Annotated in this window: 14 protein-coding genes and 2 pseudogenes; 5 read left to right on the top strand and 11 right to left on the bottom strand. The window is 42.4% G+C overall.

Going from position 1 to position 16,548, the window contains the following annotated elements; translation table 11 throughout:
* Window positions 1-206 precede the first annotated feature (206 nt).
* Window positions 207-1,013, top strand: a complete 807-nt coding sequence (hisN, locus tag myaer_RS06645; RefSeq protein WP_046661501.1) for a histidinol-phosphatase — start codon at window positions 207-209, stop codon at window positions 1,011-1,013.
* A 48-nt stretch (window positions 1,014-1,061) separates the two neighbouring features.
* Here hisN and rpe read toward each other — a convergent pair whose 3' ends face one another.
* Complete coding sequence (rpe, locus tag myaer_RS06640; protein ID WP_046661500.1) at window positions 1,062-1,769, bottom strand: ribulose-phosphate 3-epimerase; 708 nt, start codon at window positions 1,767-1,769, stop codon at window positions 1,062-1,064.
* A 491-nt stretch (window positions 1,770-2,260) separates the two neighbouring features.
* Between rpe and myaer_RS06635 the strand changes: the two genes are divergently transcribed.
* Window positions 2,261-2,626: a DUF1815 family protein gene (locus myaer_RS06635; protein ID WP_046661499.1), complete on the top strand. Its 366-nt coding sequence runs from the start codon at window positions 2,261-2,263 to the stop codon at window positions 2,624-2,626.
* Window positions 2,627-2,670: 44 nt separating this feature from the next.
* Here myaer_RS06635 and myaer_RS06630 read toward each other — a convergent pair whose 3' ends face one another.
* Both myaer_RS06630 and myaer_RS06625 read right to left on the bottom strand, forming a co-directional pair.
* Entirely contained in the window at window positions 2,671-3,636 is a 966-nt protein-coding gene (locus myaer_RS06630; RefSeq protein WP_046661498.1) for a glycosyltransferase family 2 protein, read from the bottom strand.
* The gene (locus myaer_RS06625) at window positions 3,633-5,291 is read right to left on the bottom strand and encodes an ArnT family glycosyltransferase (RefSeq protein ID WP_046661497.1); all 1,659 of its coding nucleotides are present in this window, start codon (window positions 5,289-5,291) and stop codon (window positions 3,633-3,635) included. Before myaer_RS06625 ends, myaer_RS06630 begins: the two co-directional genes overlap by 4 nt.
* Before the next feature lie 285 nt (window positions 5,292-5,576).
* Here myaer_RS06625 and myaer_RS06620 point away from each other — a divergent pair, with 285 nt between their 5' ends.
* Both myaer_RS06620 and myaer_RS06615 read left to right on the top strand, forming a co-directional pair.
* Window positions 5,577-7,181 (top strand): glycosyltransferase 87 family protein, encoded by a 1,605-nt coding sequence (locus tag myaer_RS06620; RefSeq protein WP_046661496.1) that lies wholly within the window; start codon window positions 5,577-5,579, stop codon window positions 7,179-7,181.
* 64 nt (window positions 7,182-7,245) lie between these two features.
* Window positions 7,246-8,103: a glycosyltransferase gene (locus tag myaer_RS06615; RefSeq protein WP_046661495.1), complete on the top strand. Its 858-nt coding sequence runs from the start codon at window positions 7,246-7,248 to the stop codon at window positions 8,101-8,103.
* 84 nt (window positions 8,104-8,187) lie between these two features.
* On the opposite strand, the gene myaer_RS06610 is transcribed toward myaer_RS06615, so the two are convergent.
* From myaer_RS06610 to myaer_RS06580, 7 genes and pseudogenes are all read right to left on the bottom strand, one after another.
* Window positions 8,188-8,997, bottom strand: a complete 810-nt coding sequence (locus tag myaer_RS06610; RefSeq protein WP_046661494.1) for a DNA adenine methylase — start codon at window positions 8,995-8,997, stop codon at window positions 8,188-8,190.
* Between the two features lie 72 nt (window positions 8,998-9,069).
* A pseudogene (locus tag myaer_RS06605) lies at window positions 9,070-9,273 on the bottom strand (Uma2 family endonuclease); the annotation flags it as partial.
* An 81-nt stretch (window positions 9,274-9,354) separates the two neighbouring features.
* Window positions 9,355-10,344, bottom strand: a complete 990-nt coding sequence (locus myaer_RS06600; protein ID WP_046660511.1) for a transposase family protein — start codon at window positions 10,342-10,344, stop codon at window positions 9,355-9,357.
* 72 nt (window positions 10,345-10,416) lie between these two features.
* Window positions 10,417-10,794, bottom strand: a pseudogene (locus myaer_RS06595) (Uma2 family endonuclease); the annotation flags it as partial.
* 32 nt (window positions 10,795-10,826) lie between these two features.
* Window positions 10,827-11,108: a hypothetical protein gene (locus tag myaer_RS06590; RefSeq protein WP_046661493.1), complete on the bottom strand. Its 282-nt coding sequence runs from the start codon at window positions 11,106-11,108 to the stop codon at window positions 10,827-10,829.
* Window positions 11,109-11,223: 115 nt separating this feature from the next.
* Window positions 11,224-13,155: a transglycosylase domain-containing protein gene (locus tag myaer_RS06585; RefSeq protein WP_046661492.1), complete on the bottom strand. Its 1,932-nt coding sequence runs from the start codon at window positions 13,153-13,155 to the stop codon at window positions 11,224-11,226.
* Between the two features lie 152 nt (window positions 13,156-13,307).
* Window positions 13,308-13,793, bottom strand: a complete 486-nt coding sequence (locus myaer_RS06580) for a pentapeptide repeat-containing protein (protein WP_046661491.1) — start codon at window positions 13,791-13,793, stop codon at window positions 13,308-13,310.
* A gap of 214 nt (window positions 13,794-14,007) precedes the next feature.
* On the opposite strand from myaer_RS06580, the gene myaer_RS06575 reads away from it, so the two are divergent.
* A complete protein-coding gene (locus myaer_RS06575) occupies window positions 14,008-14,772 on the top strand; it encodes a YebC/PmpR family DNA-binding transcriptional regulator (protein WP_046661490.1) in 765 nt (254 codons plus the stop codon).
* A 112-nt stretch (window positions 14,773-14,884) separates the two neighbouring features.
* Here the strand turns inward: myaer_RS06575 and myaer_RS06570 are convergent, their stop codons facing one another.
* Window positions 14,885-16,066 carry an RtcB family protein gene (locus myaer_RS06570; RefSeq protein WP_046661489.1) on the bottom strand — a complete coding sequence of 394 codons (1,182 nt, stop codon included), beginning with the start codon at window positions 16,064-16,066 and terminating at the stop codon, window positions 14,885-14,887.
* Between the last annotated feature and the right edge of the window lie 482 nt (window positions 16,067-16,548).

The raw sequence follows: 16,548 nt of genomic DNA, 5'->3' as shown, positions 1-16,548 counted from the left end.
CCCAATTCCCGAATTCCCCTTTCCCATAAATAAACATTATTGTTTTCCTGTATGGATAACTTTTATTGATGAATATTGATCGCACTATGCAAGAGGCAATAGAGATTTAGGGTGATAGGGAAATTTACGCTAAATCCCCCACCTCTCCCCTCTCCCCTCTACCATAAATAAACATTATTGTTTTCCTGTATGGATAACTTTTATTGATGAATATCGATCGCACTATCCAACTAGCTCATCAATTAGCGGACGCGTCTGGAGAGATTATCCGGCGCTATTTTCGGCAGCCCCATCTAGAAACCGAGACCAAACTCGAGCAAGTTTCCTCAATAGTAACAATCGCCGATCAAGAAGCTGAGGAGGCGATGGTGGCGATTATTCAGCGAGAATTACCCGAAGATGGGGTTATTCGGGAAGAAGGAGCCAATATTCCCTCCCAAAGTGGTCGTTATTGGGTGTTGGATCCGATCGATGGCACATCCTCTTTTGTCAAAGGATTGCCGATTTTTGGAACTTTAATCGGCCTAGTGGCAGAAAATCAACCGATTTTAGGAATTGTCGATCAACCGATTTTAGGCGATCGCTGGTTAGGAGTGAAGGGAAAAGCCAGTCTTTATAATAACCAGATGATTGTTAATCCCTATCGTCAGGATCGGGAACTTGTCTTAAAAAATGCCTGTTTAGCCTCCACCACTCCCTTAATGTTTATCACAGAACGACAACAGGCGATCGCTCGTCAGCTGCAAAGCGTCTGTAAACGTACCGCTTTTGGGGGTGATTGTTATAACTATATGATGTTAGCCACTGGCTGCACTGCCATGCCGATGGTAATCCTAGAATCAGACCTGAAATACTACGATTTTTGTGCTTTAATCCCGATTATTGAAGGTGCGGGCGGAATAATTAGCGATTGGTCTGGTAATCCCCTAAAAGCTGATTCTAGCGAAGTTTTAGCCGTCTCTAATTCGGGTTTATGGCGGCAGGTTTTAGAACAAATCAGCAGAGTGGGTTAGTGCCAATACTAAGATAATTAATCAACAGCTAACCCACCCCTGCGGCAATTAAACCGTGGCTAATTGAGGTTGGGGACGTTTGCTGTTACGGATACCTTCGATCGCCGCCGCGTAATCGGGGGCATTAAATACCGCCGAACCTGCTACGATCGCATTAGCACCCGCTTCGAGAACTTGCCAAGTATTAGCCGGTTTCAAGCCGCCATCCACTTCAATCCAGGGATCCAAGCCTCTTTCATCGCACATTTGGCGTAATTGACGGATTTTGGGGACAACTTCCGGGATAAAACTCTGGCCACCAAAACCGGGGTTAACGCTCATAATTAGGACTAAATCGCACAAATGCAGCACATATTCGATTAAATCTAAGGGAGTGGAGGGATTTAATACCACACCCGCTTGTTTACCGAGTTCGCGGATCTGACAAAGAGTACGATGAAGGTGGGGAGAAGCATTATGTTCAGCGTGAACAGAAATAATGTCAGCACCCGCTTTCGCAAAGTCAGCCACATATTTTTCTGGTTCGACGATCATTAAATGCACATCTAAAGGTTTTTTCGTATAGGGACGAATAGCGGAGACAATCAGGGGTCCAATGGTGATATTCGGGACAAAACGACCATCCATCACATCAACGTGAATCCAATCGGCTCCTGCCTTATCCACAGCCTCGATATCGGCTCCTAATTTACTAAAATCCGCCGATAGGATCGAGGGAGAGACAACGATCGACTTCGAGCTTCCGTTTTGGGTCATGGCTAACTATAGAATTTCGTGTTTATATTTTCGTAACAATCTTATCAGCAATCAGTGATCAGTGATCAGGAGTCAGGAGACAGGAGATTATTTTTATTTATTCTCCCCACACCCGACACCCGACACCCCACACCCTACACCCTACACCCCACACCCCACACCCCTCCGCATCCGGCATAGAAGCATAGGTTTATGTAATTGTCAATATAGATTTACGAACTTTTTTGTCGAAACCGGATCATAAACTTTAAAAATGGGCATGATGGGAATGGTTGGGATCGAGGAGGTGGAAAGATGGATAAACTGGTGGCTTTGTAGTTATATATACTTGGCGAACTCAGGAATTCACGCTACCCTAGGCCTCGGGTTCTTTACATTTTGTTGCTTAACATCCGTAAAAAAACTTGGTTCACATACCTTATTTTCTCAAGCAAGAATCTTAAAAAAGTATTAAGGTTTTATAATTGAGGAGTGTTATCAGGAGGAAAATTGTGTTTAAACGACTTGCAGAACAGCATCGCCAACTGGTCAAAGACTTAGTCATGGATTTACAGGCCTTAGCGATCGCATTGGAAAATCAAGGTTATCTAGCATCTTGCTACACCTGTGGCGGTCAAATGAACAGCGCATCCTTTATGGTGGGATTGGGTGAAACCCATCTAATTCGGTTTCTCGTGTCCGATTACGGCATCACTTGGACAGAAATGCGGGACGACCGAGAGTTAATGAAACTCGAAGGTGCGGAAGCCATCAGCCAACTAGAGGAATTAGCCAATCTGATTAAATATCAAATTTCGCCAGCGGAGTTTATTGGCAAAAAACCCTCCTCCGTGCTGCAACAGTTACAGACGATTTAACCCGATATGTGACCTAGACCTGTATGTTTAGTGAACTTTTCCCCCTAACCTTTTGGCCAACTGTTAGCTAGATAAGCCATTCGTTTCATCTCTTTTCGTCCCCGGGAGACGGAATCGAGGATCATGCCACAGGTCAAACTTAAAAAGGCTAAAAGCATGATCGAGGCCGATAAAATAGCGGTGGGAAAACGTGGTACTAGGCCGGTTTCGAGGTATTCAAACAGGACGGGGATCGCTAAGAGGAGGGAAATAAGCGCCAAAATCAGCGAGACAAGGCTAAAAAAGAGAAAAGGACGAATTTCTTTAAATAGTAGGATAGCGGTTCCCAATACCCGCCAGCCATCTTGAAAGGTTTTTAACTTACTTTGGGAACCCTCGGGACGTTCCCCGTAGAGGGTTGGTTCTTCAGCGAAGGGAATTTTTAATTCTAAAGCGTGGATAGTTAACTCGGTTTCAATCTCGAAACCATTGGATAAAGCGGGAAAAGATTTGACGAAACGACGGGAAAAGACGCGATAACCGGAGAGCATATCGATTAAACGCGCTCCAAACAGAAATTTCACGAATCCTGTTAAAAATAGATTACCAGCGCGATGACCCGGACGATAAGCCTGGGAGGATTTTACCGCTTCCCGACGCGCACCGACGACCATATCCAATTGTTCCCCCAGCATTCGTTCAATTAAGCGACGTACTGCCGCAATTTCGTAGGTATCATCGCCATCAATAAGAATATAGATATCGGCCTCGATATCGGCAAACATCCGCCGGACAACATTGCCTTTCCCCGGCTGGATTTCCTGACGAACGATCGCCCCCGCTTTCAGTGCTTCGGTCACGGTATCATCGCTAGAGCGGTTGTTATAAACATAAATTGCCGCTTCTGGCAAAAAAGTTTGGAATTGGGAGACAACTTTAGCGATTGTTAGTTCTTCGTTGTGACAGGGAATAATCGCGGCGATACGGTAGTTTTGCAGGGAAATCGGCGGAATAGAGGTCATTTCGATCATGGCTGACGACAATGTTTAATGATAGTTAGGGGGGTTTCTTGGCGTTGGACGGCGTGAACAGTGGGACAATGGGGGAAAGCTTGGAAATAATCGTATCGGGATAAACCCATGTAATAATCGGGGTCGGGAGCTTTTCCCCAAGCAAAGTCATCTCGATAGATCATCGTAAAGTTTCGTTGGTGATTCTCTACCATTTCTGCCGCAAACATCGGACCGGCAACGACAATGGTAGAGTTAGCGGCGGCATTTTGATTAAGCCATTCCATCCCCTCTTTGAGACTTAATCCCCAGTAATCGGTTTCCTGTTGACCGTGGGCAGCTTTTAAGCCTCCGTAGGCGCGATTATAGTAGGTGTATTCGTAGGGATGTAGGCTAATCATGTCGTGGACAATGAGGCTAAAGTTGAGGATTAGCAGGGTAGTGAGAAAGATTTTTATTGACTTTTGTTTGAGTTTATGGTATGTCCAAATAATGACCGTAGTTGCGATCGCTGCTAGGGCGGGAATGACAAATAAAAAGTGACGGATGCCGTCGTAGAGAGTAGATTGACGCAGGATAGCAACGGTAGGCAGTAAAAACGCTTGGAGTACGGTGATTAGGGCGCAAGCACGCTGGGTTGGCGTTAATTTGGTCATTTTTGTCAAAATCCCAATTACACCGACCAGGGCGGCGATTTGCAGGAGGACGGGGGTGGTGAGGGAAAATAGCCGGGGTAGATAGTACCACGGTAGGGAACGACCGGGGATATTTTGACCGTCAAAGAGAACCGTATTATCCCAGATGTTATACTTTGACATGAGGGTTATCGCTTCGATAAACCAAGTAATCGGGTCTCTCCAAGCGGCAGGATGGACTATATAGGTTGTTATTGCCCAAAAAATTATAATAACTGCGTATAGGGGCAGAAAACGCCAGAGAGTTTTGGGGAGGGTTTTGAGATCCCATCGGGCCACCAGATGGGCGAAGATGAGATAAAAGAGGATAAAAAAGCCACCGATGCGAATTCCGGTGATTAAACCAGCGAGAACCCCGTAGAGACAAGAATAAACGGTTAAACGGTTAAATCCTAGTTTAATAGCCTGATTTTCGGATCGAAAATATTTATCTAGCAATAGGGAACCGGCGAAGGTTCCGAGGGTGAACATGGCTGCAAAGGGAATATCTTTGGGATTAAAGAAGCTATGACCCCAAAAAGCGGGAAATAGGGCTAAAATTAGCGCACCTAACCAAGCAGATTCGATTCCTGCTAGGATAGCGACGATTCCCACCACCGATAGATAGGTAATCAGGGAAAAAAGAAAGGTGACAACGTGCTTAACCCGGGTTATTTGCCAGATCCTCGATAGCCATTCCTCCTTATCGGTGGGATTGGGGGGAAGATTGGGGGTAGCAGGGAAAAAATTTTCTTTGGTTTCATAGATAAGTTGGGATATGTAGTTAAAATAAAAGCCGTAATGACGCGACATTTCTGATATGGGCTTGTTTTCTCGGATATATTCGAGATTATGATTGACCATATCCACTTCGATCGGTTCGTCCCAAGTGATACCATAGTTTCCTACTACCGATAAACCAATTATCGCCAGAACTAGGATCACCGATAGAATTTTTAGATAAGCTTGCTTGACCGAGATTAACCCTTTTCTAGACTTCATTGGCGATCGAGTCAGTATGGTGGGCAATTTTATCACCTTAGTATATCAAAATTTGGTCAACTTGCCCAAAGACGTTTTTTGGAGTCAAAAGTTTCCGTTTGTATTTGTTAGCCAAACATGGTATATCAAGTAAAAAGCTATCAGCTAAAAGGCCGACTCATCCCAGAGCTAGTCATTGGTTTAATGGCACAATAAAAACTAATAACTGATTGGCTTTTGCTGAAAGTAAACAGTCCTATTGGGTTTAGTTTTCTCGTCGAATTCACCAAAATTATTGATTAAATTATGGCATTATTAAAACGGTTCACCCTGACTCATCCCCTCTTCTGGGCAGTAGTTTATTTTATCGGACTAGGGATTTTATCAGTTATCTTAGGTCAAGATGTTAGCTGGGATTTACGCAATTATCATTTTTATAATCCCTATATGTTATTGACAGGAAGATTTAAGTATGATGTCCTACCCGCGCAGATACAAACTTTCTTTAATCCTCTGATGGATGTTCCTTTTTTCGTTGCTATCCATTACTTAAAACTACCTCCTGTGGTGGTCGGGTTTTTCTTGGGAGGTTTTCATGGATTAAATCAGTGGTTGGTTCATTTAATCACTTATCACTCCTTCGATAAAGTTTCCGAAAGATACAAGATAACTTTAAGCATAGCGGCAGCAATTACCAGTATTTTTGGGGCAGCTTTTCTATCAGAGTTGGGAACCAGTATTGGTGATAGTACCAGCAGTGTTTTTGTTTTGGCAGGATTATTTTTAATTATCGCTTGTCTTGGTCGTAATCAACCGGTTAAGGTTAAAACTATAATTTTCGCAGGATTGCTTTTAGGACTAGCAACAGGACTAAAATTGACCACGGCACTGTATAGTATCAGTTTAATCGTGGCGATTAGTTTTTTAACCAATACCATCAGGGAAAAGCTGCGTAATCTTCTGTCCTTAATTCTCTCTATGGCTGTGGGATTTTCCCTGACGATGGGTTATTGGATAATCCTGATGTGGACTAATTTTGCTAATCCCCTTTTTCCCTTCTTCAACAAAATTTTTCAATCTCCCTACATCGAAACAGATTTTAACCTGCAAGATGTACGCTTTTTACCGAAAGATGTTTGGCAATTTTTATTTTATCCCTTTTATTTTGTGCAGGAACAAACCCTAGTGGCTGAGGTAAAATTTAAAGAGACTCGTTTTGCTATTGCCTATCTTTTAATTGTTATTCTTCTGGGAGTAATTATTTATCGCTACACCTCTCGCCGTTCTCTAGAGCAAAAAAATAATTTAGTCCATTTACCCATTCTCGGATTTTTACTACCTTTTTATTGTAGTGCCTATCTGATCTGGTTAAAGGGGTTTTCTATTTATCGTTATCTGATGGTTCTAGAGTTAATCACACCGGTTTTAATTATCCTGATTATTGCCTATTTTTATCCTCATAAAAGGACAGTTTTTATAATATCTATCGCTATTTTTGCCTTAATTGCCGCTACAGTCAAACCCTTAGACTGGTGGAGAATGGGATGGTCAGATAATTATTTTGGTATCGATAGTCAAGCATTAAAACCCTACGAAAATTCCACGATTGTTATCTGGGGAGATGAAGGAACGGGTTATCTAGTTCCCCATTTTCCCGCTTCGACTCGTTTTGTGCGATTGCGAGGGAATATGGGAGTCAGTGAGGGAACTTTAATGCGAAAAAATGCCGAGACATTTATTGCTAATACTCCCCCAGAATCTCTCTACATTCTCCAGACGGACTTTAATAAAAAATCCCCTGATATAGTGGAAGATTTGGCTAAAGAAAATCTCGTTATTGATTTCCAAAATTGTCAACCCTTTCCTAGTAAAATTGAAAATTTTAATCTCTGTCGTCTCCAAAAAAAGTAATTAGCACGGAAAAGCCATTCTCTAACCATTGTTAATTGCCAGTGACTCCTAACTTTTATCTGTAATGATTTATCTATTGACGGTTAACTACAATTGCGCGGAATTAATTAAGCGTTTAATCGCTTCCCTCAACGATGACTTATCTGCTACTCTCATCATTGTTAACAATTCTACTGAAGATAAAAATATCCAATCTCTAGCAGCGCAAAGAGTCAAGATTATTGAAGCGGGGGAAAATTTAGGATTTGGGAAAGGATGTAATCTAGGACTTGATTGGATTTATCAACAAGACAGAAAAGCTATCGTTTGGTTAGTTAATCCTGACGCTTACTTATTACCGGACTCTCTGGAGAAAGCAAGCAAATTTTTTCAGCAATATCCGGAAGTTGCCATCGCCGGTACAGAAATTTACGAACCAGATGGTAAAATCTGGTTTGGTTGGGGAAAATTTAATGCCAAAATCGGCACAATTAACGTGGTGGAGGAATCCTTAGACTATCGAGATAAACCCTATCTTGTTCCCGACTGGGTGACGGGATGCAGTTTATTAATTAATTTCTCTAATTTTTCCACTTGTCCCCATTTCGATCCCGATTACTTTCTCTACTACGAAGACTTTGATTTTTCCCGAAGATACGCAAATCAAGGCTATTTAGTCGTTGTTACCAATCAGATTAAAATTATTCATGAACCATCTTCTATCACCCGTCGCTATGGTTATCTAAGACTAACTCATAATATCTATAGTTATCTTCTCAGTCTCGAAAAACATACGACTTTAACTATCCTTGTTTATCGCTTGCTGCGGATGAGTTTTATGTCTTTACTGATCCTTCCCATTAAACCCAAATTTTCCCTAGCTAAGTTAGAAGGAATTCAACTCTATTGTCAAAGAATTATCAGTAAACTGCGTCTAGATTGAACCCCTTAGTTTTGCCGCTGCAGGCAGTGGTCAGTATTCAGCTTTTTTGCTGTGATTAATAGCATAGAATATATCGGCATCGCACTAATAATTTTTGATCATTAATTCCCTACCGGATGCCGCCGCTCCTTGTTTATAATTATTCATGCCATACTGAAGATTCCACTCGATAATATGGGCAAAATCAAAGAGTTTTCGTATCTCTGGACAATCATCGTAGGTAATTAACCATTTAGCCTGACATTGACGCATATTATCGGCAAAACGTTGATGATCGAAGCTAGTATGTAAATTACCTCTTACACCGTATAAACGGGATTTTGTGGCACTATAGTAGGGGGGATCAAGGAAGATAAAAACTTCTTTTCCCTCAGCAAATAATAATTCTTCGTAGTCTTGGTTAGTAATTTTTACCGATGATAATAACGGCGCAATTTGAGTTAATCTGGCAATTGATGAATCAGTAAATCTACTGGTAAAAGCCGCTTGGGAATAACCCCCCGAATCCACTGTTCCCGAAAAAGTAATCCGATTTAAGATAAAAAAACGCACCGCTTTTTCAAAATCGGTTAACTTTAAATCTTCCCTTGTCAAATCTTGAAATAATTCTCGTCCGCTATCATATTTCTGTTTAATTTCTGTTATCTTTGCTACCAAAAGCTCAATATTTTCTTGAGCGCATTGCCAGAAACAATATAAATCATAATTTAAGTCATTAATCCAATAGGTTTTTATTTGTTGTCCAAAGAGTTGCTTAACAGCAAAAAATACAGAACCACCACCAAAAAAAGGTTCTCGATATTCCCCAATATTGACAGGAATTTGCGGCAAAATTTGCTTAATTGCCCGGGATTTCCCCCCCGGATAGCGCAGAGGACTTTTAATTTTTGACATTTTATACTAAATCCGTTTATTATTGAATTTCGTCTAACGACCAAGTTAGTCCTTGTGCTTCTCCCCAGACTTCTACTTACTTTGTCTAGCTTGACCAACTTTTAGCCATGCAAAGATTTGTTGTGGAGTCAGTGTCAACTGAACCCCTGCAATTACCTTAAGTTGGTCATCCCCTCTGCAAACTTCCGGCTCTTGTTGGGGAGTAAACATTAAAACAGAATAATCATCTGGATCAAGCATCCATCCTAATTTACTGCCATGTTTTAAACAATAGACCTCTCCAAAAATTTATAAGTCAGTCACAGCAAGGAAGAGAGGCAGATTAGACCAAGAGTCAAAATTAGCTCTCAAAACCGATTAATCAGGGTTTGAAGAGACAAAATCCAATTTTGACGGAAAACTATGGCTAATTATAACGTCAATTACTTCCCCTGATTGCTCCCCTTCTATTACTTCTAAAATTAGCGCACTAATTCTCAACCTTACTAAGCCACAAACGGTCAGTAAAACCGATTTATATCGACTTTTATTTAATCTAAATCTTTCTTGAACTACTTTAAATACTTTGACAACTCGAATTAAATGCTCAACAAAAATTCGCCGAGATGATAAAACTTTATTTTCTTTAATTTGATTCTCGGTTAATTCTCCATTCTTAGGTTTTTTATCAGGAGTTCTGATTTGATTTTCTCCTAGGTAAGCTTTATCTCCAATAAAAGTTTGTTGAGAATCGAATTTGCTTAAAGTTTGCCGACAGATTTTTATGTCGCTCGTCGGACCAGGTTGACCAATAACTACATCAACAATATCTTCAGCTTTTGGCAAGACAATAAATTGACTTTTTAAAGTATGTCTTTTTTGCTTTCCCGAATAATATATTTTTTGTTCTTGATAATCGGTCGGCCTCTCCACGGGCTGTTCTGCGCTATCGACAATCAACTCATAATCCCTTAATTGTTCAATTATTATTTCCTCTTCTTGGCACTTCTTTATTTGTTCTAACAAACTTGGCGGTAACTCTCCTTCAAAAAGTTTTTGCCAATAGGTAAAGATATTATGAGCCGTTGATTCACTCACTTGAAATATTAGTCCTAAGATTTGAAAGCTTAGATGATGTCTTAAATAAACCAACATTAGAACAATTTGTTCCTCTTCTGATAATTTAGGAGGTGTTCCGCTTCCTGGTTGATTAATCCTAATTTTGGTTTTTTCGATTTCTGATTGGTTTTTCCGATGTATAAGTTTTCCAAGTGCCATCAGTTGTTCTAGTTGTTGGTAGTCAATTCCTAATAGTCTTTTAGTTTGTTTCGGATATTTTTGAATGTATTCCCAAGTGTAGTTTTTCATGGCTTTTTTGAGTTACTATTTGTTTTATTATATCCTATATATTGTGATTTAATTAAATTATGGAGAGGTCTAATGTAAAATGTTGTCAATTACACGGTTTACCTTTTGATCCGGTGAAAGAATTTCGATAGTCCAATCAGGTGCTTCCCTAAAGTCGTCCTCCGGTTCACCTGCTTCATTTAGGTTAATTCGATTCCATGCAATTACCGCCACATCAGGAACGATCGAACGCCCGCCGAAGGTACATCGCAACTCAGGTAAGGCTGTATAATCAACAGTGTGGCTGTCAACCGCAGCTAAAAGACGTTTTTGCAGGATAGAGTGTCGAGTCTTAGGCATGGGTTTCTGAATTGCGACTCCATGCAAGTATTCCCATGCTGGAGAATCCTCCAAATATGGCAATTTGAGGAAATCTTCAAGGGTGAGACTCTCAGTCAAGGAAGTCGTCATCGGTTCAAGCAAAGGTTTTTTTTGTGACTTTATTATAAATGAACTTTATCTGGGTTGCTTACCGACGATTCAGGCATATTTGACTGGTCATAGGCTTCTGGCTCAACATCGGGAACTTTTGTTAAGATTGCCTGATACTTTTCTCGACTTCCCTTTTTGGACTTTTCTATTAGGTAATTTTCTGTCATCAACGCTGAAAGTTTCTCAGCGATCGCAGTAAAGATAAATTGATCGATCGAAATTCCATCACGAGCCGCTAGATCATCTAAACTTTTCTGTAATGAGTCGGGAATTTGAACTTGGATGGTACTCATGGTAACTTACCTATTAATCGTAGGAAACCTGAAGGCTCAAAGCGTGGGTTTCATTTTTAACATAGCCACCTTTACTCGATCAATAAATTACGATCAAACCAATTAGATTAACCATCTACTTAACTGTTGGTTTGCGGAATTTGGAAGGAGAAGGAAAATATTCTACCCGTTCATTTTTAAGTGCTTGTGCCATGAAATCACGCCAAATGGGAGCGGCAAAACCGCCACCGGTGATACCTTTACCTAAAGTGCGGTTTTGGTCATCTCCAATCCACACTGCCGTGGCTAATTGGGGAACATAACCAACAAACCAGACATTTTTCTCGTTATCGGTAGTACCGGTTTTTCCCGCTGCCGGACGACCGATTTGGGCCGAGGTTGCTGTTCCCCCTCGAATAACTCCCTGTAGGACAGAATTGAGGGAAGCGGTGGCCCAGGGGTCTAAAACTAGCTTCGGTTTGGGTGTATTATCGAGCATGACGTTACCCCGACTATCAGTAACACGCATGATAAAGGTAGGCTCGGAATGCCAGCCATTACTGGCAAAAGTAGCGTAGGCTCCCGCCATTTCCAGAGGAGTCACATCCACGGAACCCAAAGGTAAAGAAGTGACGGCAATTAAAGGACTCTCGAAACCCAGCAGACGACAGACTTCAATGACTTTATTTATCCCGACGCGACGACCGAGAACAACTGCGGGAATATTCAGAGACTGCACCAGAGCGCTACGCAGGGAAACCGGACCAGAAAAGCCGCCACCGTAGTTTTTTGGGCTATAGAAGCCGCCAGCCTCGCGAAAACGAATGGGAGCATCATTAACCACCGTTTCGGGGGTAAAACGACCACTAGCGAAGGCAGTATAATAGACAAAAGGTTTAAAAGCTGACCCCGGTTGACGACGGGATTGGATGGCCCGGTTTAATTGACTTTTATTGTAATCAACGCCACCGACGAGCGCCTTAACAAAATGGGTGCGGGGATCCACTGCGACTAGAGAAATTTGTAGGTCTTTGGTACGAATACCGCGACGACGCAAGCTATTATAGGCCCTTTGGATGGTAGACTCGGCCATGTTTTGAAAGTCGAGATCGATCGTGGTTTGAATCCGCATTCCCCCTTTAGTTAGGGTTTCTTTGCCAAATTTTTGCCGCAATTCTGCCACCACTGCATCGGTAACGTAGGGTAATTTACTTTCTTGCCAAGCGGTGGGTTTACCCAGTTTCAGTGGTTCCTTTAAAGCGGCCTCTTCCTGTGCGGGGGTAATCCAACCTAAGGCACGCATCCGACTGAGAACCAGTGCCTGTCTTTCCTTGGCGGTTTTATAATTATTAAAAGGACTATAAACTTCCGGCGCTTGGATTATTCCCGCCATCATCGCCGATTCTGCTACATTTAACTCGGAGGCGGGTTTATTAAAATAACTTTTAGCGGCGGTTTGCACTCCGTAATTATTATGACCCCAATAGATATTATTGAGGTACATTTCCAGAATGTCATTTTTGCTAAAAACCTGTTCCACTCGTACTGCCAGGACCGCCTCGGCTAATTTACGGCTAACGGTACGCTGATGGGAAAGAAAGATATTTTTGACTAACTGCATGGTGAGGGTAGATGCACCTTCTACCACACCGCCACTTTTCCAGTTAGCCACTACTGCCCGACCGATACTATTAGGATTAATACCACGATGGTGATAAAAATGGCTATCTTCGATCGCCATCACGGCCCGTTTTAGATTGGGAGAAATTTGATCGAGTTCCACCACTTCCCGATGCGCTTCCCCGTGTAAGCTGGTCAGGGGTCTGCCTTTAACATCGTAGATATAACTGGTTTCCGTGGGGACGTAACCGCGTAAAATCCTCACATCGGGTAGATTGCGGTAACTAATCGCTAATCCTACCACAGCCCCCGTCACCACGGCCGTGGATACCATCAACAGGCCGAGAACAGTTCCCCCTGCGACTCTAGAGACTCCTTGGAAAAAGCTATCCGAGTCACTACTAGGTTTCTGCTCTTTGTCTTGATTGCCGAGGGTACTGGTGGACACGATGGTTACAATTTCCTTTTTCCAAGAGGGGACTGATCGATCGAACTGACTTACTTGAAAGTCTATTCTAAAGGTTTTGTTAAAAAATCGAATACTAGCTTACAGCAATTATGGCCGATCTGGCTCTAATTCGATCGGTCATGACAGCGCGATTAGGGACAAAATAGGGTATCGCGGGTATTTCTGCCAGTTATGGGGTTAGTTCCTGTGGCTATCTCACAAAGATATTTTTCCACATCGGAGCGAATAATTGTATCGGTAAAATCGGCCCCGTCGATAATTGCACCTTTGATTAAAATGTTAGTGGCAAAAGCTCCTTCGAGAACGGCATTGGTAAAGTTGGCTTTGGTTAAACGGGCCGATTCTAAATCCACATTTCTCATATTGGCATCGCTAAAGTCAGCCCCCTCCAAGTTGGCAGAAAAAAAGCGCACTCCTTCTAGATTGGCATGACTGAAGTTACTACCGCGCAGATTAGAGTGATCGAAGGTGGAATCGCGCAAATCCTGCCCCGCAAAGTCATTATCGGTCAAATTGCGGTTATTATAACTTAGCGCTTGGGCTGGAGCCAAGGAGAATAATAATACTAATATACTAGCAAACAAGGTTAGTAGAGTTTTGCGAGAAAATTGCGCCATATTGCCACCTGATCAATCAACCTTTTCTATAATAAGCTGTACTGGATTTAAACCGCCTATCGGGAATTTTAGGACAAATGCTCGCACTACCCGCTCCCCTATAGTTTCTAAACAGGATTTATGATCATTACCCGGCACTCGTTGACAATTATCCCCGGATTTACCAAGAGTGATCGATCTGCTAGATTTTTGATGTTGGATATCTTAGATAGATATGGCTGGTCATAGTAAATGGGCAAATATTAAACGACAAAAAGCCCGGGTTGATGCCAAAAAAGGTAAAACTTTCACCCAGTTATCCCGGGCCATTATCGTGGCTACGCGTAACGGTGTTCCCGATCCGGCGGGCAATTTTCAGCTACGCACGGCGATCGAAAAAGCCAAGGCGGCCGGTATTCCTAATGACAATATCGAAAGAGCGATCGCTAAAGGGGCGGGAACTTGGGAAAATGACTCAGCTTTTGAGGAAATTCGCTACGAGGGTTATGGTCCCGGGGGTGTGGCGATCCTGATCGAAGCACTGACCGATAATCGCAATCGCACGGCTGCGGATCTGCGGGTGGCTTTTAGCAAAAATGGCGGTAATTTAGGTGAAACGGGCTGTGTAGGCTGGATGTTTGACCATAAGGGGGTAATTCGTCTTGAGGGAACTATTGATGAGGATCAGCTTTTAGAAGCTTCCCTAGAGGGCCAGGCCCAATCCTACGAGTTTTTTGACAGTGCGGAGGAAGGTCAAGGAGCAGAAGTGTTTACTGAGGTGTCTAACCTGGAGAGATTGAATAAGGTTCTGCAAGCAGCGGGATTTAAGGTCAAAGAAGCAGAATTACGCTGGATTCCCACTAATACCCTAGAAGTGAGCGATCGAGACCAGGCCCGTTTTTTATTGAAGTTAATCGACACCCTAGAATCTCTCGATGATGTGCAATCGGTAACGGCTAATTTTGATTTAGTCGAGGAGTTGATGTTACTGGATCTGTGACCCTAAATTCCTAGACTGCTCACTGATTCTGGGCCCAATCAAGAAATAATCTGTCCCCAAAATCGCGTAAAAATTCGGGTTCCGTAAAAATCGATCGCTCTGGCCATGATTTTTAACCTTTGACACACATCACCTGCTTGAGAGTGGCGACAATTTCCACTAGATCAGCCTGTTGATTCATCACCTGTTGGATCGGTTTATAGGCCCCCGGAATCTCATCAATAACGCCCTCATCTTTGCGGCATTCAACCCCTTGGGTTTGGGCGATTAAATCATCAAGAGTAAAGGTTTTTTTAGCCAGATTTCTCGACATCAAGCGCCCGGCCCCGTGGGAACAGGAACAGAAGCTATTATGTTCTCCTTTACCTTTAACAATATAAGATTGCGCTCCCATGGAACCGGGGATAATACCATAATCGGTTTCTCTGGCGCGGACGGCTCCTTTTCGGGTGACATAAACTTCCTCCCCAAAATGAATTTCTTTTTCGGCATAATTGTGATGACAATTAACTACTAAGAGGGGTTTAGTTGGTTTGCCTCCCGCTAGATGTTTTTCAACAATCCGTTTAAATCTAGCCATCATAATTTCCCGATTATAACGGGCATATTCCTGGGCCCATTGTAGGTCATGCCAGTAGGCGGCAAATTCTTCTGTACCAGCGACAAAGTAGGCCAAATCGAGGTCGGGTAATTTACATTCTGCTAGTTTTGCTAACTCTTTGGCCGTATCAATATGACATTGGGCCAGTTGATTACCAATACCTCTAGAACCGGAATGGAGCATTAACCAAACTTGATTATCTGTATCTAAACAAATTTCGATAAAGTGATTGCCACCTCCCAGGGAACCCATTTGTTTAAGGGCTTTTTTCTCTAGGTTTTGTACGCCTCGATGAATCTGTTTAAATTCCGCCCATTTTGGCCATTTAGTTACTTCCCGATCCACTTCTTTATTTTCCGCAAAACCGACGGGAATATTCGCCTCCACATCGAGGCGAATTTTTTTAAGTTTTCCCTGCAATTGTTCACCAGTAAAAGGCATTTTTAGGGCAGCCATGCCGCAACCGATATCGACTCCAACGGCGGCAGGAATTACGGCATCTTTGGTGGCAATCACCGAACCGACTAAAGCACCTTTACCCAAGTGAACATCGGGCATTAAAGAAATGTGTTTATAAACAAAGGGGAGGGAAGCGACATTTTTGACCATTTGGGTTTCTTGGGGTCCCAATTCATGGCCCGCCCAAGATAAAATCGGTGTCGGTGTGGAAAGTTCCAGAGTTTCGTAAGTCATATTTTTTATGAAATAATCAGGTCAAAAGCCGATGCAACCAAGACAATAAGGCAATGGAGATTCTGCGATGAATTTAGATAAATTGTTATCGGCGATCGTAATTTTAGCGCAGAGGATAAGCTATTGACTATCTAGGGCTTGCTGAAAAAATCTAAAAACCTTGTTGGATAAGGCTTTTAGACTTTTTTTACCTCAAAAAGTGCCGACCATTGGAGGATCGGGGGTAAAATTCCTGGACTTTTTCCCTGAAAATTAGGTAACTGACTACCTCAAAATCGGTAAAACCCTACACCCCACACCCCACACCCTGCCCCCACGAAAAACTTTTTCAGCAGCCCCTATCTAAATTACTCGTTCAGACTGCCCCCACGACAATTGTTAACTTTTACCAGAGGTTTACCGACTACTGCAATACTACCAAAAAGGTTCGGATACCTACACTATCGAGAAAGCGGGGTTATTTTGCACTATAGAGATAACGA

It is taken from the genome of Microcystis aeruginosa NIES-2549, assembly GCF_000981785.2.
Lineage (GTDB): Bacteria > Cyanobacteriota > Cyanobacteriia > Cyanobacteriales > Microcystaceae > Microcystis > Microcystis aeruginosa_C.
Note: the sequence above shows the minus strand (reverse complement) of the source record. Positions and strands in the feature narration are given on the sequence as shown.

Excerpts from the sequence above, each read along its gene's own strand:
- hisN (WP_046661501.1), top strand. The coding sequence starts at position 207 with ATGAATATCGATCGCACTATCCAACTAGCTCATCAATTAGCGGACGCG.
- rpe (WP_046661500.1), bottom strand. The coding sequence starts at position 1,769 with ATGACCCAAAACGGAAGCTCGAAGTCGATCGTTGTCTCTCCCTCGATC.
- myaer_RS06630 (WP_046661498.1), bottom strand. The coding sequence starts at position 3,636 with ATGATCGAAATGACCTCTATTCCGCCGATTTCCCTGCAAAACTACCGT.
- myaer_RS06625 (WP_046661497.1), bottom strand. The coding sequence starts at position 5,291 with ATGAAGTCTAGAAAAGGGTTAATCTCGGTCAAGCAAGCTTATCTAAAA.
- myaer_RS06620 (WP_046661496.1), top strand. The coding sequence starts at position 5,577 with ATGGCATTATTAAAACGGTTCACCCTGACTCATCCCCTCTTCTGGGCA.
- myaer_RS06615 (WP_046661495.1), top strand. The coding sequence starts at position 7,246 with ATGATTTATCTATTGACGGTTAACTACAATTGCGCGGAATTAATTAAG.
- myaer_RS06610 (WP_046661494.1), bottom strand. The coding sequence starts at position 8,997 with ATGTCAAAAATTAAAAGTCCTCTGCGCTATCCGGGGGGGAAATCCCGG.
- myaer_RS06600 (WP_046660511.1), bottom strand. The coding sequence starts at position 10,344 with ATGAAAAACTACACTTGGGAATACATTCAAAAATATCCGAAACAAACT.
- myaer_RS06590 (WP_046661493.1), bottom strand. The coding sequence starts at position 11,108 with ATGAGTACCATCCAAGTTCAAATTCCCGACTCATTACAGAAAAGTTTA.
- myaer_RS06580 (WP_046661491.1), bottom strand. The coding sequence starts at position 13,793 with ATGGCGCAATTTTCTCGCAAAACTCTACTAACCTTGTTTGCTAGTATA.
- myaer_RS06575 (WP_046661490.1), top strand. The coding sequence starts at position 14,008 with ATGGCTGGTCATAGTAAATGGGCAAATATTAAACGACAAAAAGCCCGG.
- myaer_RS06570 (WP_046661489.1), bottom strand. The coding sequence starts at position 16,066 with ATGACTTACGAAACTCTGGAACTTTCCACACCGACACCGATTTTATCT.